A 21154-nucleotide genomic window follows, 5' to 3' on the forward strand; every position below is an offset into this window, starting at 1 on the left:
GGCCGCACGATGAAGAGCAAAAGTTAGCATGATCGTTACCATGTTCGGGAGTCACATAGGAGATCAGATCCTGGAAATCGGGAAAAGTGCCAATCAGTTCACAATATTTGTGTATAAGAGTCAGGGTTGAGTTCTGTCTAACACTTGAGTTATTTAGATTGAGGTAATACTCAATCATAGGGATTTGTTGGTTGAATTCACCTTGATAGCTAAAATTAGTTGCTGGAGAGATGTCACTCAAATCACTTAATTGTTCTATTTGATATAAGGTATCGTGAATCTGCTCGGCCTTGTCTGTATCTATGGGAGTTAGCATGACTTTGCCATTATGTCGACTGACCACGATGGCATTTTCATCAAAAGAAATTGGAATTGTTTTTCTGAATTTTTCTTTCGCGACTTCAATATCTTTTTTCTTTTTAATGTCACTAAAATCAAATAGAAATACTTCCCCTCCTTCTAAAGTCTTCTGTATTATGTCGTTGTAGCTAGGTGTGTGACGATCATTGTTTTTACGTGACTCAATTAACTTTTTGTTAAAATTTATGTAATTTACATTATCTGTGTCAATGTTTGCTCTTGTAGCAAAAGAGCTCATTGTTTCTAAAGCTAGCGTGGGGGTTGACAATGATGTCAAGGTAATCAATAAAATTGCTATTTTTGTTTTCTTCACTTTTAAACACCTATTGTTATTGGTTGTATCTACTGAGCCTGTATCATGTCGAAAATCTCATGGAACTATTAAATTCAATATTAATAGTTCCATCCTGTGTGGGCTCGTTCGCAGCTATTAAATGTAAACAAAAAATTGTGTCAATCAAACATTTATTAGGTAGGGAGGAAATGTGATTCACCGCGCATATAGCGTATATAAAAGTGGTTTTTTTGTAACTGGATGTATCTGTACATAGGTTCAATGACCGTAGTTAAATAGTCGTTCCGAATAGCAGACCACTGGAAGAAGGGAGCTCAGTCCCGTTTGTGCGATCTGATTAGTCGCCAAACAAAATACACGAAAAGGACTTAATTGATGCCCGTACTTTCACCCTTGCCGCGACCACAACGGCGCCGTATTCACAAAATTATCCACTCCACCCGTGATAACTGTCATAAACGCCGTTTGATAGCCGCCCTGTTGCTACATGAAGGCCGCTCGTTATTTATCTATGCAAACGAAGATGTGCACCAGAGCTCACTTGCTAATCCAGCGCGGCTGCACCTATAAAGGTCCATCACTCTTGTCTGGATAACAGCAATGAAGACCCATTCTGATGAACTGACCCTGTTTGTGGCGGTGGTGGAGGCGGGCAGTTTTCGCCAGGCGGCGGAGAACCTGGGGATGGACAATTCTGTGGTGAGCCGTGGCATCAAGCGGCTGGAGGCGAAGCTCTCGACCGTGCTGCTCAACCGCACCACCCGCCGGGTCAGCCTGACCGAAGAGGGGAGCTGGTTCTATCAGCGTGCGGTGAAGATCCTGACCGAGATGAGCGAGGCGGAGGGTCACCTGCTGATGCGCAAGGCGCAGCCGGAGGGGATATTACGGGTCGATGCGGCCACCCCCTTTATCCTGCACCGGTTGGTGCCCATCATCGGTGAGTTTCGCCGCCGCTACCCCGCCATCGAGCTGCAATTGCACAGCTCGGAGGGCTTTATCAATCTGATGGAGCGGCGGGTGGACATGGCCATCCGTATCGGCGAGCTGGCCGACTCTTCCCTGCGCGCCCTGCCGCTTGGCCACTCGCGGCTAAGGTTGCTGGCATCGCCCGCTTACCTGAGCGAGCGCGGTACCCCGCGCCAGCCGGCGGATCTGCTGGCTGGCCACGAGCTGCTGGGCTTTTTGCATCCCGATCACCTCAACCACTGGCCGCTGCTCAGTGCCGAGCAGGGGGATCGCTTTGCCATCACCCCCAGTCTGCGGGCCAGCAGCGGCGAAACCTTGCGTCAGCTGGCGCTGGCAGGGCAGGGGATCGTCTGCCTGTCGGACTTTATGACAGGGCCGGATCGGGCCAGCGGCGCTCTGGTGGAGGTGCTGGCGCGCAGCAACAGCGGCGCCTCGCGCCCCATCAATGCGGTGTTTTACTCCGATGCCCAGCGCGACATCCGGCTGCGGGTCTGGCTCGATTTTCTCAAAGAGCAGCTGAGAAGCCATACCCTGTAACGCCACGTCGTACGGCCAAGCAGATAAACAGACGGCCGAGTTGAGGGTCGGCCGCGAGTTCGGGAAGGTGTGTGCGGCGAGACGGTTTTAACGAGGCAATTTGCCCCATACCCGGCTGAGCAGGGCGCCGCCGATCACGGGCGCAATGGCCAGCAGCAGGGTCCACTGCCAGGAGAGTCCACCCGCGGTGGTCGCCAGTACGATGCTGGTGAGCACCACCGGTTGGGCCACCATCATCAGGAAGGTTCCTTCTCGGGTGGTCAGGGCCTCTTTTTGAGCGACGGATGCCTGGGCTACGGGTGCTTGAGTGGTGGTCGATTTCATGGCGATATCCCTCAGTTGGGTCTGATATCACTAAGCAATGGCCGTTCCATCTTTTTTCCCGTTAACTATCAATGAGTTGTGGGTTATCGCCGCATTCCCGTTTCGGGATCGCGCGCAAAATGATTCGCAAAATGAAAACGCCACCTTGTGGTGGCGTGCTGGTTACTGAGAGGGGGGAGGGACTGGACCTAGCCAATCCGGTATTGGCGGATCTGCTCGTCGATGGCCTTGGCCAGCTCAAACAGCTCACTACTGGCTATATTGCTCTCCTGCGCGTGTTCCCGCTGGAGTTCGGCCACCATGGCGAGCTCATCCAGCGCCGTTCTGGCCTGCCCCATCTGTTGATTCTGGGCCTGTGCCAGCGCGCTGATCTCGTTGATCTCGAGGGCGGTCTGGTTGATTTGGCTGGTGGCATCGATCAGCACCTCTCTGGTCTGATGCATCCTGCTATAACCCTCTTCGCTCAGGGTGCGGGAGTCCGCCATCGAGCTGCTGGCCTGACGGGTACCCTCTTGCAGGCGCAAGATGAGATCCTGCACATCCTTGGTTGCAGTTTGGGTGCGCACGGCCAGTTGACGTACTTCGTCGGCAACTACGGCAAAGCCGCGGCCCATCTCCCCCGCGCGGGCCGCTTCGATGGCGGCGTTGAGGGCCAGCAGGTTGGTCTGGTTCGACACATCGCGGATCAGATTCATGATTTGGGTGATGTTGTTGCTGTCTTTGACCACCTCCTCCAGCAGGGCGGAGGAGCTGCCGATGCTATTGCGCAAGGTATCGAGTTGCTCGGCACTTTGGGTCACATCCTGCTCGATGGCGATCATGTGGCTGGCGATGCGCCGGGTCACCTCGTTGACTCCCTCCGAGCGGGTGGCGATCTGCTCGGCGTTGTTGCCGATGATGGAGACCACATTGGTCAGCTCCTGAATACTCTGGGCCTGCTGGCAGGCTTCACCCGCCAGCGCCTGGGCCTGTTGCATGGATTGGGATGACTGCGCCGAGAGGGCGCTGCCTGACTGCTGGAAGCGGGAGAAGCTCTGGTTCAGGCTCTGGATCAGCTGGTTGAAGCTCTGGGCCATCATCCCCAGCTCGGATTTGTCAGAGAAGTCGAGGCGAGTCACCAGATCCCGATCGGCGGTGATGTGGTGCATGCCATCGGCCGCCTGACGAATGGGGCGGCTGATGGAGTGAGCCAGCCAGGCCGAAGCCAGCATCGCCAGCCCGCCGATGGCCAGTGACACCATGATGATCAGTTTGCGGGAGGCGAGCAGCCCCTCTTCCAGTTCGGCACCGTTGATCTCGCCAATCAGTAGACGGTTGAGGGTGGGGATGTAACGTACCGCAATGAGGTAGGTCTGCCCCTCCAGCGTCAGCGCTTCCACCGCCACCTGCTCCCGGGCGTTGGGGATGAGCCGTTTGACGGTGTCGAGGAAGGATTGCTGATGGTGGGCGGAGCCTTGTTGCTCCTGCTCGGGGTGGATCTCGATATTGCCCTCCATATCGGCCAGATAGACTTGACCGCTCTTGCCAATCCGGTAGCCGCTGATGAGCTTGCTCAGGGCGCTCATGTCAATGGAGGTGCCCGCCACCGCCAGGGTCTTGCCTGCTGCGGTCACGGCTGTGTTGATATAGAGGGAGGCGCTCTGGTCGAAATCCGAGATATCGAGGTTCAACTCGTACGGTTTGCCCCGTTTGAGAAAACCGTAGAACCACTCATCTTTCGGGTCTGACTCGCTCAACTGTTTTTGGGCTGTGGTACTGCCACTGAAGTTGATCAGGGTACTGCTCTGGCGTGGCGCGATAAAGACATTGCCACCGATGCGCTGCTGAAGATCCTGAAAGTAGCGCTCTATGGCGGGCCACTCTTGCTCTGGCATACCGGCGGTCAGCCAGTCGATAACAAAGCGGTTGTTGGCCAGCGCCTGCGCTTCGGTCAGATGCTGGATCAGCTGGGCGGTCAGCTGGTTGGCGATCCGGTCCACACTGCTTGGCAGCTCGTAGCGTTCGACCCGCTGCTGTGCCTGATTGTGGGAGATCTGCTCCAGGATCAGGGTGATGCAACTGATGGCGATGATCATCAGAATGGCAACCCCGGAGAGGATCCGGGTGCGGATCCCGAGCCCTGACCAGAGTGAGTGCAGTGTAAAACGGTGTATCGCCCTCTCCATATCTCTCTCCTTGATAAATAAGGTCACATATGCGACCCAGATGATGATTATAGATAGATAAGTCAATTGCGTTGTGAGGGATGCTGGCAGCAGCGCGTGGCGATATTTGGATGCGATGAAAGGCGGGGTGTGCTGACAAGAAAGAGGCCGACATGGCTGTCGGCCTCTTTGGTTGTTCAGGGGCATTGTTACCTACATCGATGCGGCTTGAATGGAGCCCACTGAGGTGGTGGTGAGCTGGGCACCCCCATCCCCTTCAAGTCAGCATGCATGGGCAAGGTGCTGCAGCCCATCACTCGCTGGTTTCAACACAACAAGTCTCTCGTCCACGGTGGCTCTCTTACCTTTCTGATGCTCACGGGGATGTTCAGCCTCACTCTGCGAGCCGATCAGGGGCTACTCAGTGAACAGCATTGGGTCAGTGGCAGGTCTTCTTGATGGCTGGAGCAACCAGGCTGCCTGGTGGCGCAGGGGGCGTATATAGGTCGCTGGTTCCATGGCGATGGCCAGCCGCTGGATGGGGTCGGCAAGCTCATTGTGCAGATTGTGGTTCATGCGCTGGCGCGGGGAGTGGGCAGCCTCGTCGGCGTGCCTGCCAGGTACGGGGCTAGCGGTAAGTAAATGGAAAAAGGAGCCGGCGGCTCCTTTTTTGCGTCAGGTGCTGGGGCTCACAGCTTGGCCAACATCTCCTTGGTGACCAGCACTATGCCCTGCTCGGAGCGGTGGAAGCGACGGGCATCTTCGCTGGCGTTTTCCCCCACCACCAAGCCTTCAGGCAGTTTGCAGCCTTTGTCAACGACCACCCGGCGCAAACGGCAGCCGGGCCCTATCTCTACACCGGGGAAGATCACTGCCTGATCCAGGGTACAGAAGGAGTCGACCCGCACATGGTTGAACAGCACAGAGCTCACGATGAAGGAGCCGCTGACGATGGTGCCGCCGGAGAACATGGAGTTGATGGTCATGCCATGCTGGCCATTTCTGTCCTGCACGAATTTGGCGGGGGGCGTCATGTTCTGGCTGGTCCAGATGGGCCACTCCTGATCATAGATGTCGAGTTCGGGCATCACGGAGGCGAGATCCATGTTGGCCTCCCAGAAGGAGTCCACCGTCCCCACATCGCGCCAGTAGGGGCGCTTTTGCGGGCAGCAGCCGACACAGGACATGCTGAACGGATGGGCGTAGGCAGTGCCCTCCTTGACCACCCGCGGGATCACGTCCATGCCAAAATCGTGGTGTGAGGCCTGGTTGGCCAGATCCTCTTCCAGCAGCTGATAGAGATACTCTGCATCGAAGACGTAGACGCCCATGGAGGCCAGCGCCGTATCGGCCTTGCCCGGCATGGCCGGCGGATTGGCCGGTTTCTCGACGAAGGCGTTGATCTTGCGATCCTCATCCACCGCCATCACGCCAAAGGCGCTCGCCTCGGTACGCGGTACCTCGATGCAGGCCACCGTCACCTTGGCACCCATGTTGACATGGTCGAGCAGCATGGCGGCGTAATCCATCTTGTAGATGTGATCCCCCGCCAGCACCACCACATATTTGGGGCCGTGATCGCGAATGATATCCAGATTCTGATAGACGGCATCGGCAGTGCCGCGATACCAGTTGACCTCGTCCACCCGTTGCTGGGCTGGTAGCAGGTCGATGAACTCGTTCATCTGGTAGCGCAGGAATGACCAGCCCGATTGCAGGTGGCGCAGCAGGCTGTGAGACTTGTACTGGGTGACTACGCCGACCCGGCGGATCCCCGAGTTGATGCAATTGGAAAGTACGAAGTCGATGATGCGGAACTTGCCGCCGAAATGCACTGCCGGTTTCGCCCTGTTGTCCGTTAACTGCTTGAGGCGACTGCCCCGCCCTCCTGCGAGAACCAAAGCCATGGTCTCGTTCAGCAATTGTCTGGATTTTGCTGTATTGGCAGGTTGTAACAACATTGAATACCCCTTTATTGATACATCCCTTCGATAGTGCCTCCTTTGGAGCTTGTTTGAAAGTGCTTTCACTCACACTTCTCATACGGTTTTTCGACCAAGTGATGATTTTGTCATTTTAGGTGGCAGAATTTGTCGCAGGCAGCGCGATAGTTCACCAGATGTCAGGTTGTCAGCGGGCTGAAAGGGGGGATGATTTTGAATAAACAGCGTTTTTTAAACAGACACCCGCCGAAGCGGGTGTCTGTTTAACGGGGGGGACTTGCACTAGAAGAGATCGTCTTTTTCATCCTTGGTGGGTTCCAGACTCCAACCTGTTGCATCGCTGCTGCTGGCTATCTGGCCCTTATCTTTCCACAGCTTGATCTTGAGGCGCAGGTTGTTGGCCGAGTCTGCGTTTTTCACCGCCTCTTCCTCTTCTATCACCCCTTCGACCACCAGATCGAACAGGGTGCTGTCGAAGGTGACCATGCCGAGGGCCTTGGATTTCTCCATCACCTCCTTGAGACCGCCAAATTCACCGCGCTTGATCATGTCGCGGATGGTATGGGTGCCGAGCATGATCTCCACCGCCGCCCGGCGACCGCCGTCCGTGGTTTTGACCAGCCGCTGGGAGACAAACGCCTTGAGGTTGTTGCCCAGATCGTTGAGCAGCTGCGGGCGGCGCTCCTCCGGGAAGAAGTTGATGATGCGGTCCAGCGCCTGGTTGGCGTTGTTGGCGTGCAGGGTGGAGATGGCAAGGTGGCCGGTTTCGGAGAAGGCCAGCGCATGCTCCATGGTTTCGCGGTCGCGAATTTCGCCGATGAGGATGACGTCAGGCGCCTGGCGCAGGGTATTCTTGAGCGCGGCGTGGAAGCTGCGGGTATCTACCCCCACCTCCCGCTGGTTGATGATGCTCTTGCTGTGGCGGTGAACGAACTCCACCGGATCCTCGATGGTGATGATGTGACCGCCGCTGTTGCGGTTGCGATGGTCGATAAGCGCGGCAAGTGAGGTCGACTTGCCTGAGCCGGTACCGCCCACAAACAGCACCAGGCCGCGTTTCTCCATGATGGTGTCGAGCAGTACCGGGGGGAGTTTGAGATCTTCAAAGCGCGGGATCTCGGTTTTGATGTTGCGGGCCACCAGGGAGACTTCGTTGCGCTGCTTGAAGATGTTGATCCTGAAACGGCCGATCTGGGGCAGGGAGATGGCGAGGTTCATCTCCAGCTCCTTCTCGAATTGCAGTTTCTGCTCGCCATCCATGATCGCGGCGGCAATGTTTGCTACCTCGCCCGGCTCGAGTGGCGTCTCCAGAAGGGGACGTAATCCGCCATTGAACTTGGCGCAGGGGGGAGCGCCGGTTGACAGATAGAGGTCGGAGCCGTCCTGTTGGGCCAGGATCTGTAACATGTCTCGCAATTCCATTTTTTGCCTCGTCTATCAAGGAGATGTCGTGATGGGGGATGTGATTGAGTGTATAGCCTCAGGCGCCGGTCAGTTTCTCGCGAAACACAAAAAACACTGCGCCCATGATGCAGAGCCCTGCCCAGAGGTAGTCCCATTTCAGGTCTTCCTTGAGATAGAAGATAGAGAAGGGGACGAACACGGTGAGGGTGATCACCTCCTGCAATATCTTGAGCTGGCCCACGCTCATCACCGTATGGCCGATGCGGTTGGCGGGCACCTGCAACAGGTATTCGAACAGGGCGATACCCCAGCTCACCAGGGCGGCGATGATCCAGGGTTTGTGGTTCATGCTCTTGAGGTGGGCGTACCAGGCGAAGGTCATGAAGACGTTGCTGCATAGCAGCAGACCGATACTGGTAATGATAGGGCTCATTGGATCTCCTTTAAAATCAATCGCATTTTATCTCTGAGTCGCGGGTTTCTATAAGTGGGGCCGCAGGTTTTTTTAATCCATCAAGGATGGGGTAACACTAGGGTTCACAGGATTGGCAAGACAAGCTGGGGTGTGCTTGGTCTGCTGTTTGCCTGGTGCATGGGCATGAGCAAGCACTCACTCCATCAGGCGCGCAGACAGCCGTTGGTGCTGGCGCTGCAGGCACTGGTGGCCAGCGGCGAAATCCAGGCCCTGGCCAAGGCTTACCAGCCTTGACCTCGGGTGGTAACACGCTGTTATCATGCGTTTTTCATCCTTGTGTGCCGGGCTGGTCAATCCTGCATCGGCGCCGGGCCTTGTTCACGTTCGGGGATCCTCTGTGTATCTCTCTCTGCTCGCCCGCCAGCGACGCTGGCAGCGGGGCTGGTTGTTCGGCCTGGTGCTGTTGACCCTCACGCTGTTTCTCTTCTCCCTCGCCTGGGGCGAGTTCGTGCTGCTGCCCTGGCAACCCATGGGGGAGCTCGAACAGCGCATCCTGCTGGAGCTGCGGTTGCCACGCGCCTTGCTGGCCCTGCTGGCGGGTGCCGCGCTTGCCTGTGGCGGCGCCGTGCTGCAGGTGATGCTGCACAACCCGGTGGCAGAACCCGGTCTGCTCGGTGTCTCGAGCGGGGCGGGATTGGCTGCCATGGTGGCGATGGCGGTGGCCAAATCCCTCGGCGTCTATCTGCCGGGCTGGGGGCTGTCGCTGGCGGCCTTCGGTGGCGCGCTGCTGGTGACCATGTTGCTCATTCGGCTGGCGCGCCGGGCACGGCTCGGTCATGCTCGGCTGCTGCTGTTTGGGGTGGCCATCGGCATCCTCACCAATGCGGCCATGACCTGGCTGATGTACTTTGCCGACGATGGCTCCCTGCGCGAGTACATGTTCTGGATGATGGGCAGCCTCGCCTACGGCAGCCAGCAGATCGCCTGGTGGTGGCTGGTGCTGCCGCTCACCCTGGGTTGGATCTGCTGGCAGGGCAAGGCCTTGCAGCAACTGCTGCTGGGGGAGACCCAGGCCCGTCTGATGGGACTGGACGTGAACAGGATGCGGGTGCGGCTGGTGTTGGCGGTCTGTCTGCTCACCGGTCTTGCGGTATCCCTGTGCGGTGTCATCGGCTTCGTCGGGCTGGTGGTGCCCCATCTGCTGCGCCTGTGCGGCGGTAGCGACCAGCGCTTCCTGTTGCCCGCCTCGGCGCTGGGGGGCGGAGCCCTGCTGCTGGGGGCCGATCTGGTAGCGCGCTCGGCCTTGAGCGCAGGTGAGTTACCCATCGGCGTCATCACTGCCTCGGTGGGGGCGCCACTCTTTATCTACCTGCTATTGAGGCAAGATGCCGATGTCGCCCGCTGATCTCATCTCTGTTGATCGTGCTGCTGCGCCGCTGCTGGAGGCGCGCGCGCTCGCCATTGCCGGGCGGCTCTCTCCCCTCGATCTGCGTTGGCATGGCGGCCAGCTGGTGGCGCTGCTCGGCCCCAATGGCAGCGGAAAATCGACCTTGCTCGGCGCATTGGCGGGGATCTTGCCCGCCGAGGGCAACGTGCTGCTAGGAGGGGACGTGCTCACTGACCTGAGCTGGCCGGAGCTGGCCAAACGGCGCGCCATGTTGCCCCAGCGCCAGCCCCAGTTGTTTCATATACCGGTGTTTCAGGTGCTTAGTTTGGGGCTCGATCAGGGGGTTGCGCCTGCTAGACAAAACGAGGCGATCAAGGCGTTGTGCGAGGTGCTGGAGCTTGAAAGCTTGCTGGCCCGGGACTTCAGCCGACTGTCGGGGGGCGAGCAACAGCGGGTGCTGATTGCCCGTACCTTGTTGCAGCTGTGGCCGAGCCTCAATTCGGCAGGCAGGGTGCTGCTGCTGGACGAGCCGCTGGCGGGGCTCGATCTGCACCATCAGCTGGCGCTATTGCGGCTGCTAAAGACGCTGGCCCGTCAGGGCTTGCTGGTAGTGCTCGCCATCCACGACATCAACCTGGCCATCGACTGGGCGGATCGGATCCTCTGTCTGCAACAGGGGCGAGTGGTGAGCGAGGGGGGGGCAGAGCTTATCGACGAGGCGTTACTGGAGCGGGTGTTTCAGATAAAGACAGACCGCGTCGAGGCGGCCGGTCGGGTCTGGTTTATGCCCAGCTTGTGAGAGGCGCGTTGGCATGGGGCTAAGCGAAGCCCAATGCGTGTCAGGCAAAACGGATGCAGGTGGGTCGCGGCTTGCGCGGCTCACCCTCCCTCTCATTGTTTATCCAGATAAGATGCAGCTTACTTTAACCCTGTCTGGTTTTATCCAACCGCACCTGCGCCGCTTCAGCCAGCATGGCCAGCAGGGTTTCGGTGTCGCTCCACGACAGGCAGGCATCCGTGATGCTCTGACCAAAGGTGGCGGCGCAGCCGTTCTCCACATCCTGACGCCCTTCCACCAGGAAGCTCTCTGCCATGATGCCGGCGATGCCGGTGCGGCCACGGCGCAGCTGATCGCAGATGTCCTGGGCCACTAATAGCTGACGGCGGTGATCCTTCATGCTGTTGCCGTGGCTGAAATCGACCACCAGACGCTCGGGCATGCCCACGTCGGCCAGCGCTTCACACGCTTCGTCGACGCTGGCGGTGTCGTAGTTGGGCCTGTGGCCGCCACGCAAGATCACATGGCCAAAGGGGTTACCGGCGGTGCGGTAGATGGTCATCTTGCCGTCCTTGTCCGGGGAATAAAAGATGTGGCTGTGGCGGGCGGCACGCACCGCATCGATGGCGATCCGGGTGTTGCCATCTGTGCCGTTCTTGAAGCCGACCGGGCAGGAGAGGGCGGAGGCCATCTCGCGGTGCACCTGGGATTCGGTGGTGCGTGCGCCGATGGCGCCCCAGGTGATGAGATCGCTGATGTACTGGCCGGTCACCATGTCGAGGAACTCGGTGGCGGTGGGCATGCCGATCTCGTTGATGTCGACCAGCAGCTTGCGGGCCAGTTTCAGCCCTTCATTGACGTCGAAGCTGCCATCGAGGCGCGGATCATTGATGAGCCCCTTCCAGCCGACGATGGTGCGCGGCTTCTCGAAGTAGGTGCGCATCACTATGCACAGGCTGGTTTTATATTCTTCGCGCAGGATGTTGAGGCGGCGGGCGTACGTGTGGGCGGCGGCCGGATCATGGATGGAGCAGGGGCCGACGATGACCAGCAGGCGCTGATCCTCACCGGCCAGAATGGCTTCCACTTCGCGGCGGGCATCCAGCAGATTCTGGGCAATGGTGTCGTTGATAGGGAAGGCGTGCGCGAGCTCGCTTGGAGTGATCAGTGACTCCAGGCGACGGGTGCGCAATTCATCGGTGTGAATGGACATACGACTCAATTCTCGAGTGGGTGGCGTGGGCTGTTGCTCGACGGCGTGCCGAAAATGCAAAGGGATAAAATAAAGCAAAAACCCCCCGATTGAAACCTTGTGGGGCTCTGATAGGATGTGAATCCCCAAACGATTCCAAATAAGGTAGATAGCGTGGCAAAGCCAGGGGCAAGCGGGGTCACCCGCATCATCAATGCAACCGGTTACAGCATGAAGGGGCTCAAGTCAGCCTGGATCAACGAGGCTGCCTTCCGGCAGGAGCTAATACTGATCCTGCTGCTGATGCCACTGGCCTTTTGGCTCGGGGATTCCCTCAACCAGATCCTGCTGCTCATTGTCATCAGCTGGCTGGTGGTGATTGTCGAGGTGCTCAACTCCGCCATCAAGGCAGTGGTGGACAGGGTGGGCTCGGAGCATCACGAGCTGTCGGGCCGCGCCAAGGATCTCGGCTCTGCCGCCGTCTTTATCGCCCTGGCCCTCAACGCCCTGGTGTGGGGCGCCCTGGTAGGCCGCAATCTGCTGGGGTGGTGGTAGGTTGCCAGAGCAACCTTCCTCCTGGCACTTCTAGCATAAAAAAGCCCGTCATCGAGACGGGCTTTTTGTTGGCCGAGCGTTGGGGCTCAGGGCATCAGTGCAGGATCCGCGCGCGGATGGTGCCATTGATCTCCTTGAGCTTGGCCAGCGCCCTCTCGCTGTGCTCCGTCTCCACGTCGATCACCACGTAGCCGATATGGCTGCTGGTCTGCAGGTGTTGACCGGCGATGTTGATCCCCTCTTCGGCGAAGATCTGGTTGATCTGGTTCATGACGCCCGGCTGGTTGCGGTGAATGTGCAGCAGGCGGCTGGAGCCCTTGTGGCCCGGCAGTGAGACCTCCGGGAAGTTGACGGCGGAGAGGGTGGAGCCGTTGTCGGAATACTTCACCAGCTTGTTGGCTACCTCCAACCCTATGTTCTCCTGGGCTTCTTGCGTGGAACCACCGATGTGCGGGGTCAGGATCACGTTGTCCAGGCCGCGCAGCGGCGTCAGAAACTCCTCGTCGTTGGACGTGGGCTCGCTCGGGAAGACGTCGATGGCCGCGCCCGCGAGGTGGCCGCTTTTGATGACGTCAGCCAGCGCATTGATATCTACCACTGTGCCGCGGGAGGCGTTGATGAAGATGGCGCCCGGCTTCATCATGCGCAGCTGCTCGGTACCGATCAGATCCTTGGTGGAGGCCGTCTCGGGTACGTGCAGGCTGATCACATCCGACATATTGAGCAGCTCGACCATGCTCGGCACCTGGATGGCGTTGCCCAGGGAGAGCTTGTTCTCGATGTCGTAGTAGTAGACCTTCAGGCCTATGCTCTCGGCGATGATGCCGAGCTGGGTGCCGATGTGGCCGTAGCCTATGATGCCAAGCTTCTTGCCACGGGCTTCGACCGAGCGGTTGGCCAGCTTTTCCCACACGCCGCGATGGCACTTGGCGTTTTTCTCCGGGATGCCGCGCAGCAGCAGCAGTATCTCCCCCAGCACCAGTTCGGCTACCGAGCGGGTGTTGGAGAAGGGGGCGTTGAAGACGGGGATACCACGCAGGTGGGCGGCATCGAGGTCGACCTGGTTGGTGCCGATGCAGAAGCAGCCGATGGCGACCAGCTTGCCAGCGGCATCCAGCACCTTATCGGTGAGCTGGGTACGGGAACGCAGGCCCACGAAATGCACGTCACGAATGCGTTCGATCAGATCCTCTTCCGACAGGGAGGTCTTGAGGTACTCCACGCTGGTGTAACCGGCCGCACGAAAGGTTTCCACCGTGTTGGGATGGACTCCCTCCAGCAGCAGTACCTTGATCTTATCCTTGTCCAGCGAAAACTTGGCAGTCATGACGATCCCTTTATGTATGCAAAGAATGAGTGCAGATATGGTGTGTGAAGAAAACCGTAAAGTAACAAAAACGGTTGGGAGAGGGAATATTTGTGACGAAAGTCAAATTCTTTGAAGTTTTCAACGATAGTTGTAAACCACAGTTTGCAACTCATTGAGGGATAAATGAAAACGGCGCCATCAGGCGCCGTCATCCATTCAGGGGACGATATTGGGGCATGACCCTGGGTGCCATGCCGAACAGCGTCCCCCCGTCCGTCGGCGTTACTGGGTAACCACGCCGTCCGGTGTACCGATCAGCACCACATCGGCACCGCGGTGGGCGAACAGGCCGTTGGTGACCACACCGACAATGGCGTTAAGCTGCACTTCCAGCCCCTTGGCATCCTTGATGGCCATTCCCTTGACGTCCAGTATGATGTTGCCGTTGTCGGTCACCACCCCCTCACGCCACACCGGATTGCCGCCAAGCTTGCGGATCTCGCGGGCCACGTATTCGCGGGCCATGGGGATCACTTCCACCGGCAGCGGGAACTGGCCCATCACGTCCACGGTTTTGGTGTTATCTATGATGCAGATGAACTTGTCGGCCACGGCGGCGACAATCTTCTCGCGGGTCAGGGCCGCGCCACCGCCCTTGATCATGTCGCGGGTGGCGTTGATCTCGTCGGCACCATCCACATAGACGGAGAGGGCATCGATGTCGTTGAGGTCAAACACCTGGATGCCAAGGCCCTTGAGGCGCTCGGTGGAGGCCACCGAGCTGGATACGGCCCCCTGGATCTGGCCCTTCATGGTCGCCAGCGCGTCGATGAAGTGGTTGACGGTAGAGCCTGTGCCTACCCCGACTATGGTGCCGGGAACCACGTACTTGAGCGCAGCCCAACCGGCCGCCTTCTTCATTTCATCTTGAGTCATGATGGATCCTTTGGGAAAAAGCGGGCGCATTATATCCAAGCATCCCCCTCAGAGCGACCACAGCGCTCACGTTCCGGTCCAAAAATCCCCAAGATGTAAATCGTTTGCCTGTTTATTGAGCCCTGTCGCCCGGGTGGGCCAGAGGGATGGGCGGAAGTGACGGTATCGAGCGCAACAGGGAGCAGGCCAAAGCCAAGACAGAAAGGGGCTGGCAGTCAGGGCGGGCCGACTGCCCGGTGGTCATGGAAATTGCCAGCAGCGGCTGGGGGTGATGATCTGCGGCAGCGGCACGTCCCACTCCTCCTGCGGTACCGTTTCCACCTGCTGGCAGTCGTGGGCGATCCCCAGCGGCTTGGGGCCCAGCCTGTGTTCATGCCAGCAGGCGAGGGTGCGATCGTAATAGCCGCCGCCCATGCCGAGCCGGTTGCCCCCAGCATCGAATGCCACCAGCGGGGTGCAGATAAGATCGAGCGTGCTGTGAGGCACCACTTGGGACATGTCCAGCTCAGGCTCGGCGATGCCGTAACGATTGCGGGTCATGGGGCTGGTGGCGGTATAGCGCAAGAAGAGCAGGTGACCCGGGGTGAAGGGGTGCAGCACCGGCAGGTAGACCTCCTTTTGCTGGGCCCACAGCCAGTGGATGGCGGGCAGGGGATTGAGTTCACCGTCGTTGGCCAGATAAAGGGCGATGCGTTTGGCGGCCAGGATCTCCGGATGTTGCTTGAACTGGGCAACCAGCTGCTGGGCGGCTGCCTGCTGCTCGGCCTGGCTCAGGCTCTTTCTGCGCTGGCGGATGAGCTGGCGCAGGGATTGTCTTTCAGGCTGGGTATCATCCGGCATGGGGGCTCCTCTTGTGTGCACCTGTGTGGTGCAGATGGGTTGCCGCAACGGGCTGGGCTACCTTAACAAGGCGGGCGGGGGATGAACAGTGCGACCAGCCCTACTTGAAATGGGCCGCCGGGCAGGATTCAATGCCCCGCCCGGCAGCGGATGTAATTACTTGTCAGAGCCCTTGGCCATCTGATGTTTGACGAACACGGCCACTATAGCCGCCAACGCCAGGGCCATGGGATAGAAGCTCATGCTCACCACCGAGAGCGGAGAGAGGGCGAAGATGGAACCCAGCAGCAGCGCCTGGGCGCCCCAGGGGAGCAACCCTTGTACCACGCAGGAGAAGATATCCAGCATGGAGGCGGCGCGGCGCGGGGTGACGCCGTGATGCTCCGCCAGCTCCCGTGCCACCTTGCTGGCGACGATAATGGCCACTGTATTGTTGGCGATACAGAGGTTGGTCAGTCCCACTACGCCGGCGATGCCGAGCTCGGCCGCCCTCTCGTTCTGCTCGCCATCGTGCTGGCGGGTGAAGCGGGCAATCAGGGTACTGATCCGCTCGCTGATCCAGGCCAGCCCGCCCTGGCGTTCCATCAGGGTGCCGAGACCCCCGAGCAGCATGGAGAGCAGGAAGATCTCCTGCATGCTGGTAAAGCCCTGATAGATGTCCTTGCTGAACTGGCCCAGCGGATAACCGCTGACCATGCCCACAGCGCCAGCGGCCAGTATGCCAATGCCCAGCACCATGAAGACGTTCATGCCGGATAGGGCCAGCACCAGGATCAGCAGATAAGGCATCACCTTGAACAGATCCGCATGGGCTGTCGTGGCGGGGGCATCTCCCACGGATCCCAGGGTCAGATAGAGCAGGATTACTGCGATGGCGGCGGGGGCGGCAATCTTGAAATTCTCGCGAAACTTGTCCTTCATCTCGCAGCCTTGGCTGCGGGTTGCCGCTATGGTGGTGTCGGAGATGATGGAGAGGTTATCGCCGAACATGGCGCCGGAGAGAATGGTGCCGGCCATCAGCACGGGATCGATCCCGGCGGCTTGGGCAACGCCAAGGGCCACGGGCGCCACGGCCCCGATCGTGCCCATGGAGGTGCCCATGGCGGTGGCAATAAAGGCAGAGATGAGGAACAGCCCCGGCAGCAGGAACCAGCCCGGGATCAGCGACAGGCCCAGCGCGACAGTGGCATCCACCCCGCCGGTGGCCTTGGCCACAGTGGCAAAGGCGCCCGCCAGTAGATAGATGAGGCACATCGCCATGATGTTGCTGTCACCGACCCCCTTGAAGAAGGTCTCCAGATTCTTGTTGAACCCCTCTCTCCCCAGCATCAGCGCCAGTATGACGGCGGGCAGGGCAGCTACGGGGGCGGGCAACTGGTAGAAGGCGAACTCGACCCCCTGCAGGGTGAGCCAGGTGCCGGTACCGATAAAGAGCGCGAGAAAGGCCAGAAGAGGCAGCAGGGCTCTGGCACTGGGTTGGGTCTGGTTCATGTGTTCCTCTGTGGTTGAACATGACCTCCCTGTCGCAGCCAGCCCTGATGAACGGGGGTGAGCCTGGCGGGCATCCTGCCGCTATGGGGCGCTTACAATAGTGAGTCGGGGTCATCCGGTCAAGATAGACGTCCAGACGGATAGGTGTTTTTATTGATCAGTTCTGCATTCATTAAAATATCAAAAGTATGTTCGGATAAATCAATTAATTTTGTTAATTATTCGGCATCATGGGGCGGGTTATCTGCGCATTTTTCACTGACATGGGATGTGGCTGACGGGGCATGTGGGGGTACTGGATATCCGGATGCTCTGTGCGTTTGGGATTGGGCTTTAACGCCGCCTGCAGAGTATAGCGAGCGTTGCACTGGCATCTACAGACCACAAGGCGGCGCTGATATTCGGTCAGGGTGGCGCTGTTACTGCGCCATTTCCCCCACAGCTTGAACGGCTGCAGCCAGGGCGTGGCTATCGAGAGTCAGAGGAATGTGGCTGATACCTGGCACCAGGGTGACGGGCCATGGAATGCCGAGCGCTCTTAACTCGGGTTCCAGTTGGTCGGTTTTAAACGCTTCGTCATCGGTGCCCGCGATCACGGCGCAGGGGCGCTGTACATTGCGCAAATTCTGCTGATAGTCACGCTCTGGCTGGAAGTTCGCGGCGAGGTTGAATGAGTAGGAGGGGGTCAGGAGAGCTTTCGCTTCGTCATTGAGCGCAAAGTTCAGCACCGTCAGATGGTTGAGTGCGGAAATATGGAAACCGTTGAGGATGCTCAGGGCAATGAGGCGAGGAATGCCGACACTCACCCAGCCGCCGCTGTTTGGTCGGTAGTTGGCGGCCGTGGGGCCGAGATAGGGGGAGAGGAGCAGATAGTTGTCGAACAGGGGTTGCCGTGAGCCACCGGCGACGCGCAGCACAAAGCCACCGCCGGACGAGAAGCCCGCGAGGGTGGCGGGCTTGCTCGGGGCCACTGCTGCGGCGAAATCTTCCAGATCGTCTTCCAGTTGGCCTATGTAGGCTATCGTGCCTCTCTGGCCCGACTCGCCATGGCCGCGGATATCGAGGGCGTAGGCGTCGTATCCCGCTTGCGCGAAGGCACTTGCCATCTTGTGCATGCTCTGGCCATTGGCCGAGGATCCGTGAACCAGCACAACGCTACCCCTGACATCCTTGCTTGCGGGGGCATAGTGTCGGTAGGCCAACTGCGCGCCGTCACGGGCCTTGTATCTGGCGGGCGAGGGCATGCCGCTCCAGTCAAGGGTTTTGAAGGGATCGTTGATACTGGCCATCTCCGGCGCCGGGCTCGGCCCGCCAAACAGCAGCGCCGCCACAAGGGTGACAAGGCCGAGCGACAGCAGGCCCAGTACGCACAGCAATCTCGTATTCATATGTTTACTTCCTAGCTATGGGTGTCAATTGCGGCTTTTTATCGGCGGAAACCTATCATATGGTGCCGTCTCTAGCAAACCTCAAACCGTCAGTCTGTGGGGGGAGTGGCAAGCCTGTGCATCAGCCATGTTGAGCGGTTCACTGTCGAGCCCGAACCAAAGAGCGTGTCTCACGGCTTTTCAAAGCGGGCGCAGGCTGGTAAAACGGTCTCTTTCCATAATAAACAGATGAGAGGGTGGAGATGGACAATCCGATCCGTGTGGCCGTGATGGGCTGTAATGGTCGTATGGGCAAAGTGCTGCTGGAAGCCATCACCAACGCCGAGGGCGTGGTGGTCGGGGCAGCGCTGGAGCGACCTGGCTCTGCCGTGATCGGTCTCGATGCCGGTGAGCTCAATGGTCTGGGCACCCTGGGGGTGGTGATCAGCGACAGCCTGGACAAGGTACGGGATGAGTTTGATCTCATCATCGACTTCACCCGTCCCGAGGTGACCCTGGCCAACCTGGCGTTTGCACTGGCTCATCAGAAGCAGATGGTGATCGGCACCACCGGCTTTGACGATGCGGGCAAGGCGGCCCTGCAAGAGGCGGGCAAGCAGATCGGCATCGTCTTCGCCTCCAACTACTCGGTCGGCGTCAACCTGGTGTTCAAGCTGCTGGAGCAGGCGGCCAAGGTGATGGGGGATTACACCGACATCGAGATCATCGAAGGTCACCACAGGCACAAGGTGGATGCACCGTCCGGCACTGCGCTCTCCATGGGGGAAGTGGTGGCCAAGACGCTCGGACGTGACTTGAAAGAGTGCGCTGTCTATGGCCGCGAAGGGATCACCGGTGAGCGGGATCGCAACACCATCGGCTTTGCCACCATTCGCGCCGGCGATCTGGTGGGGGAGCACACCGTCATGTTTGCCGACATCGGCGAGCGGGTGGAGATCAGTCACAAGGCTTCCAGCCGTCTCACCTTTGCCAATGGGGCCGTGCGGGCCGGCAAGTGGCTGGGCCAGCAGAGCGCCGGTCTCTACGACATGCAGGATGTGCTCGACCTCAAGTGAGTGGCCAAGGTGGCGGCAGGTGGACTGCAATGGTTCCTCCTGACAGTGTTGCCAAACCCCGGTTCGCCGGGGTTTTTCATCTGTTTTTGTATAAATGGCACTTACATCCTGTTTTGTATGTGAAAGGGCCTAAACTGCTTCTTTACCCAATCCATCCCATCCGCTCATTGCCCAAATGTCATCAAAGGGTAATGGGATTGAGCCTCAATGCCCCATGTGTCCGCATTTTTTACATGACATGAAAAAGACTAAAAATTCAAAACGAGAAAAACGTTTTACACTTTTTATTGCCACTGAATTGGCAATAAAAAGCTATTTTAACTCGATATTAATTTTTTTTGTGAATTTTAATTCGTTGTTTTTTAAGGGTTAATATTTGATTTTTGTGAGTTTAGTGGCATGAACGCTCCCTTTTGCATCAGGTTTTGCCTTTTCTTTTGGTGGAGGGGGTTGCAAAGCGACATAGTGCATAGATAATGGGTAATGTTGCTTTTTTATTGAATTTAGATGCATTTAAAACGAGAAAAGACGTTGAAATGCGATCGTTTTTAAGTAGAATGCGCCCAATTTGCCAGAAATCTGCCGGGTTTGAGCCCTGTTTTACACAGGGGCCGGACCCGCAACACCCAGGTAAATTGCTGAATTTAAAGCTAAATAACTGGAGGTTGTCTTGAATCACACTGCATTGCTAGTGCTGGAAGATGGAACTGTGTTCAAAGGCGTGTCGATAGGCGCCGAGGGATGTTCCGTTGGTGAAGTGGTTTTCAATACGTCGATGACGGGCTATCAGGAAATCCTCACCGATCCCTCTTATTCCCGTCAGATAGTCACCCTCACTTACCCCCATATAGGCAACACCGGCACCAACAGCGAAGATGAAGAGTCCAGTCAAATCCACGCTCAGGGATTGATCATCCGGGACCTTCCGATACTTGCCTCCAATTTCCGCAATCAGCAATCCCTCTCCGATTACCTCAAGTCTCACAACATCGTTGGCATCGCCGACATCGACACCCGCAAACTGACCCGCATCCTGCGCGAGAAAGGCGCCCAGGCTGGCTGCATTCTGGCCGGTAAACAGGTAGATGACGGTCTGCTCGGTGCAGAGAAGGCCCTCGAACAGGCCCGCGCCTTCCCTGGTCTCAAGGGGATGGATCTGGCCAAGGAAGTGACGGTTAGCGAAGCCTACGCCTGGACCGAAGGGAGCTGGCAGCTTGGCAAGGGGCATGTCACCCCGGCGGCCGATGAACTCAAATACCACGTGGTGGCCTATGACTTTGGCGTCAAGCGCAACATCCAGCGCATGCTGGTGGATCGTGGCTGCCGTCTGACAGTGGTGCCGGCCAAGACCCCGGCCGCCGAGGTGCTGGCGATGAATCCCGATGGCATCTTCCTCTCCAACGGCCCCGGTGACCCCGAGCCGTGCGACTACGCCATCGAGGCCATCAAGACCTTCCTCGGCACCAATACCCCGGTGTTCGGTATCTGCCTGGGTCACCAGCTGCTGGGTCTGGCCTCCGGTGCCAAGACCGTCAAGATGAAGTTTGGCCACCACGGTGCCAACCACCCGGTCAAGAGCCTCGATGACAACACAGTGATGATCACCGCCCAGAACCACGGTTTTGCCGTGGACGAGAGCTCCTTGCCAGACTGCCTGCGCGCCACTCACGTCTCCCTGTTTGACGGCTCCCTGCAAGGTATCCACCGCACCGACCGTCCGGCCTTCAGCTTCCAGGGTCACCCCGAAGCGAGCCCGGGCCCGCACGACTGTGCCGGTCTGTTCGACCACTTTATTGAATTGATCAAGCAGTATCGCGCTTAAGAGGAAAAGAGAA

18 protein-coding genes and 4 pseudogenes are annotated in these 21154 nt (G+C 58.4%); 9 read left to right on the forward strand and 13 right to left on the reverse strand.

The window, feature by feature from the left end:
- Positions 1–673: hemolysin N-terminal domain-containing protein (locus tag GWQ22_RS16060; RefSeq protein ID WP_275930921.1), on the reverse strand; the 673-nt coding region annotated here is incomplete at its 3' end.
- Between the two features lie 357 nt (positions 674–1030).
- Here GWQ22_RS16060 and GWQ22_RS16065 point away from each other — a divergent pair.
- Positions 1031–1159, forward strand: a pseudogene (locus tag GWQ22_RS16065) (IS630 family transposase); the annotation flags it as partial.
- Between the two features lie 96 nt (positions 1160–1255).
- Entirely contained in the window at positions 1256–2158 is a 903-nt protein-coding gene (locus GWQ22_RS16070) for a LysR substrate-binding domain-containing protein (RefSeq protein WP_275930922.1), read from the forward strand.
- Positions 2159–2245: 87 nt separating this feature from the next.
- On the opposite strand, the gene GWQ22_RS16075 is transcribed toward GWQ22_RS16070, so the two are convergent.
- Together GWQ22_RS16075 and GWQ22_RS16080 are read right to left on the reverse strand one after the other, a co-directional pair.
- Complete coding sequence (locus GWQ22_RS16075) at positions 2246–2482, reverse strand: hypothetical protein (protein WP_275930923.1); 237 nt, start codon at positions 2480–2482, stop codon at positions 2246–2248.
- 188 nt (positions 2483–2670) lie between these two features.
- The gene (locus GWQ22_RS16080; RefSeq protein ID WP_042035529.1) at positions 2671–4647 is read right to left on the reverse strand and encodes a methyl-accepting chemotaxis protein; all 1977 of its coding nucleotides are present in this window, start codon (positions 4645–4647) and stop codon (positions 2671–2673) included.
- A gap of 270 nt (positions 4648–4917) precedes the next feature.
- On the opposite strand from GWQ22_RS16080, the pseudogene GWQ22_RS16085 reads away from it, so the two are divergent.
- A pseudogene (locus GWQ22_RS16085) lies at positions 4918–5049 on the forward strand (IS5/IS1182 family transposase); the annotation flags it as partial.
- Between the two features lie 60 nt (positions 5050–5109).
- On the opposite strand, the pseudogene GWQ22_RS21890 reads toward GWQ22_RS16085, so the two are convergent.
- The 4 genes and pseudogenes from GWQ22_RS21890 to GWQ22_RS16105 form a co-directional block, all read right to left on the reverse strand.
- Positions 5110–5235: pseudogene (locus GWQ22_RS21890) on the reverse strand (WbuC family cupin fold metalloprotein); the annotation flags it as partial.
- An 80-nt stretch (positions 5236–5315) separates the two neighbouring features.
- A complete protein-coding gene (gene glgC, locus GWQ22_RS16095; protein ID WP_275930924.1) occupies positions 5316–6587 on the reverse strand; it encodes a glucose-1-phosphate adenylyltransferase in 1272 nt (423 codons plus the stop codon).
- A gap of 264 nt (positions 6588–6851) precedes the next feature.
- On the reverse strand, positions 6852–7991 hold the full coding sequence (tapW, locus tag GWQ22_RS16100) for a type IVa pilus ATPase TapW (RefSeq protein WP_275930925.1): 1140 nt from the start codon (positions 7989–7991) through the stop codon (positions 6852–6854).
- A gap of 58 nt (positions 7992–8049) precedes the next feature.
- Positions 8050–8406, reverse strand: coding sequence for a DMT family protein (locus tag GWQ22_RS16105; protein WP_275930926.1), 357 nt, complete (start codon positions 8404–8406; stop codon positions 8050–8052).
- 153 nt (positions 8407–8559) lie between these two features.
- Between GWQ22_RS16105 and GWQ22_RS16110 the strand changes: the two are divergent.
- The 3 genes and pseudogenes from GWQ22_RS16110 to GWQ22_RS16120 form a co-directional block, all read left to right on the forward strand.
- Positions 8560–8682 (forward strand): annotated as a pseudogene (locus GWQ22_RS16110) (ABC transporter substrate-binding protein); the annotation flags it as partial.
- A 103-nt stretch (positions 8683–8785) separates the two neighbouring features.
- Entirely contained in the window at positions 8786–9793 is a 1008-nt protein-coding gene (gene btuC / locus GWQ22_RS16115; protein ID WP_275930927.1) for a vitamin B12 ABC transporter permease BtuC, read from the forward strand.
- Positions 9780–10574, forward strand: a complete 795-nt coding sequence (locus tag GWQ22_RS16120) for an ATP-binding cassette domain-containing protein (protein WP_275930938.1) — start codon at positions 9780–9782, stop codon at positions 10572–10574. The genes btuC and GWQ22_RS16120 overlap by 14 nt, the downstream gene beginning before the upstream one ends.
- 124 nt (positions 10575–10698) lie before the next feature.
- On the opposite strand, the gene GWQ22_RS16125 is transcribed toward GWQ22_RS16120, so the two are convergent.
- Entirely contained in the window at positions 10699–11766 is a 1068-nt protein-coding gene (locus GWQ22_RS16125; RefSeq protein ID WP_275930928.1) for a 3-deoxy-7-phosphoheptulonate synthase, read from the reverse strand.
- A gap of 153 nt (positions 11767–11919) precedes the next feature.
- Here GWQ22_RS16125 and GWQ22_RS16130 point away from each other — a divergent pair, with 153 nt between their 5' ends.
- On the forward strand, positions 11920–12300 hold the full coding sequence (locus tag GWQ22_RS16130) for a diacylglycerol kinase (protein WP_275930929.1): 381 nt from the start codon (positions 11920–11922) through the stop codon (positions 12298–12300).
- Positions 12301–12394: 94 nt separating this feature from the next.
- Here the strand turns inward: GWQ22_RS16130 and serA are convergent, their stop codons facing one another.
- From serA to GWQ22_RS16155, 5 genes are all read right to left on the reverse strand, one after another.
- The gene (gene serA / locus GWQ22_RS16135; protein ID WP_275930930.1) at positions 12395–13627 is read right to left on the reverse strand and encodes a phosphoglycerate dehydrogenase; all 1233 of its coding nucleotides are present in this window, start codon (positions 13625–13627) and stop codon (positions 12395–12397) included.
- A 264-nt stretch (positions 13628–13891) separates the two neighbouring features.
- Positions 13892–14545 (reverse strand): ribose-5-phosphate isomerase RpiA, encoded by a 654-nt coding sequence (gene rpiA / locus GWQ22_RS16140; protein WP_042035537.1) that lies wholly within the window; start codon positions 14543–14545, stop codon positions 13892–13894.
- Between the two features lie 240 nt (positions 14546–14785).
- Positions 14786–15385, reverse strand: a complete 600-nt coding sequence (locus GWQ22_RS16145) for a 5-formyltetrahydrofolate cyclo-ligase (RefSeq protein WP_108537064.1) — start codon at positions 15383–15385, stop codon at positions 14786–14788.
- A gap of 156 nt (positions 15386–15541) precedes the next feature.
- A complete protein-coding gene (locus tag GWQ22_RS16150) occupies positions 15542–16876 on the reverse strand; it encodes a Na+/H+ antiporter NhaC family protein (protein WP_275930931.1) in 1335 nt (444 codons plus the stop codon).
- Between the two features lie 419 nt (positions 16877–17295).
- Positions 17296–18264: an alpha/beta hydrolase gene (locus GWQ22_RS16155; protein WP_275930932.1), complete on the reverse strand. Its 969-nt coding sequence runs from the start codon at positions 18262–18264 to the stop codon at positions 17296–17298.
- A 242-nt stretch (positions 18265–18506) separates the two neighbouring features.
- Between GWQ22_RS16155 and dapB the strand changes: the two genes are divergently transcribed.
- Both dapB and carA read left to right on the forward strand, forming a co-directional pair.
- Entirely contained in the window at positions 18507–19319 is an 813-nt protein-coding gene (dapB, locus tag GWQ22_RS16160; RefSeq protein ID WP_108536320.1) for a 4-hydroxy-tetrahydrodipicolinate reductase, read from the forward strand.
- Positions 19320–19989: 670 nt separating this feature from the next.
- On the forward strand, positions 19990–21141 hold the full coding sequence (gene carA / locus GWQ22_RS16165; protein ID WP_275930933.1) for a glutamine-hydrolyzing carbamoyl-phosphate synthase small subunit: 1152 nt from the start codon (positions 19990–19992) through the stop codon (positions 21139–21141).
- Positions 21142–21154: the final 13 nt, after the last annotated feature.

The organism is Aeromonas sp. 1HA1, assembly GCF_029237385.1.
GTDB classification, from domain to species: domain Bacteria; phylum Pseudomonadota; class Gammaproteobacteria; order Enterobacterales; family Aeromonadaceae; genus Aeromonas; species Aeromonas popoffii.

What these genes read in the sequence shown, in the direction of transcription:
- tapW (WP_275930925.1), bottom strand. Translation starts at nt 7,991, where the DNA reads ATGGAATTGCGAGACATGTTACAGATCCTGGCCCAACAGGACGGCTCC.
- GWQ22_RS16105 (WP_275930926.1), bottom strand. Translation starts at nt 8,406, where the DNA reads ATGAGCCCTATCATTACCAGTATCGGTCTGCTGCTATGCAGCAACGTC.
- rpiA (WP_042035537.1), bottom strand. Translation starts at nt 14,545, where the DNA reads ATGACTCAAGATGAAATGAAGAAGGCGGCCGGTTGGGCTGCGCTCAAG.
- GWQ22_RS16125 (WP_275930928.1), bottom strand. Translation starts at nt 11,766, where the DNA reads ATGTCCATTCACACCGATGAATTGCGCACCCGTCGCCTGGAGTCACTG.
- GWQ22_RS16150 (WP_275930931.1), bottom strand. Translation starts at nt 16,876, where the DNA reads ATGAACCAGACCCAACCCAGTGCCAGAGCCCTGCTGCCTCTTCTGGCC.
- GWQ22_RS16145 (WP_108537064.1), bottom strand. Translation starts at nt 15,385, where the DNA reads ATGCCGGATGATACCCAGCCTGAAAGACAATCCCTGCGCCAGCTCATC.
- glgC (WP_275930924.1), bottom strand. Translation starts at nt 6,587, where the DNA reads ATGTTGTTACAACCTGCCAATACAGCAAAATCCAGACAATTGCTGAAC.
- GWQ22_RS16080 (WP_042035529.1), bottom strand. Translation starts at nt 4,647, where the DNA reads ATGGAGAGGGCGATACACCGTTTTACACTGCACTCACTCTGGTCAGGG.
- GWQ22_RS16120 (WP_275930938.1), top strand. Translation starts at nt 9,780, where the DNA reads ATGTCGCCCGCTGATCTCATCTCTGTTGATCGTGCTGCTGCGCCGCTG.
- serA (WP_275930930.1), bottom strand. Translation starts at nt 13,627, where the DNA reads ATGACTGCCAAGTTTTCGCTGGACAAGGATAAGATCAAGGTACTGCTG.
- dapB (WP_108536320.1), top strand. Translation starts at nt 18,507, where the DNA reads ATGGACAATCCGATCCGTGTGGCCGTGATGGGCTGTAATGGTCGTATG.
- GWQ22_RS16075 (WP_275930923.1), bottom strand. Translation starts at nt 2,482, where the DNA reads ATGAAATCGACCACCACTCAAGCACCCGTAGCCCAGGCATCCGTCGCT.
- GWQ22_RS16070 (WP_275930922.1), top strand. Translation starts at nt 1,256, where the DNA reads ATGAAGACCCATTCTGATGAACTGACCCTGTTTGTGGCGGTGGTGGAG.
- GWQ22_RS16155 (WP_275930932.1), bottom strand. Translation starts at nt 18,264, where the DNA reads ATGAATACGAGATTGCTGTGCGTACTGGGCCTGCTGTCGCTCGGCCTT.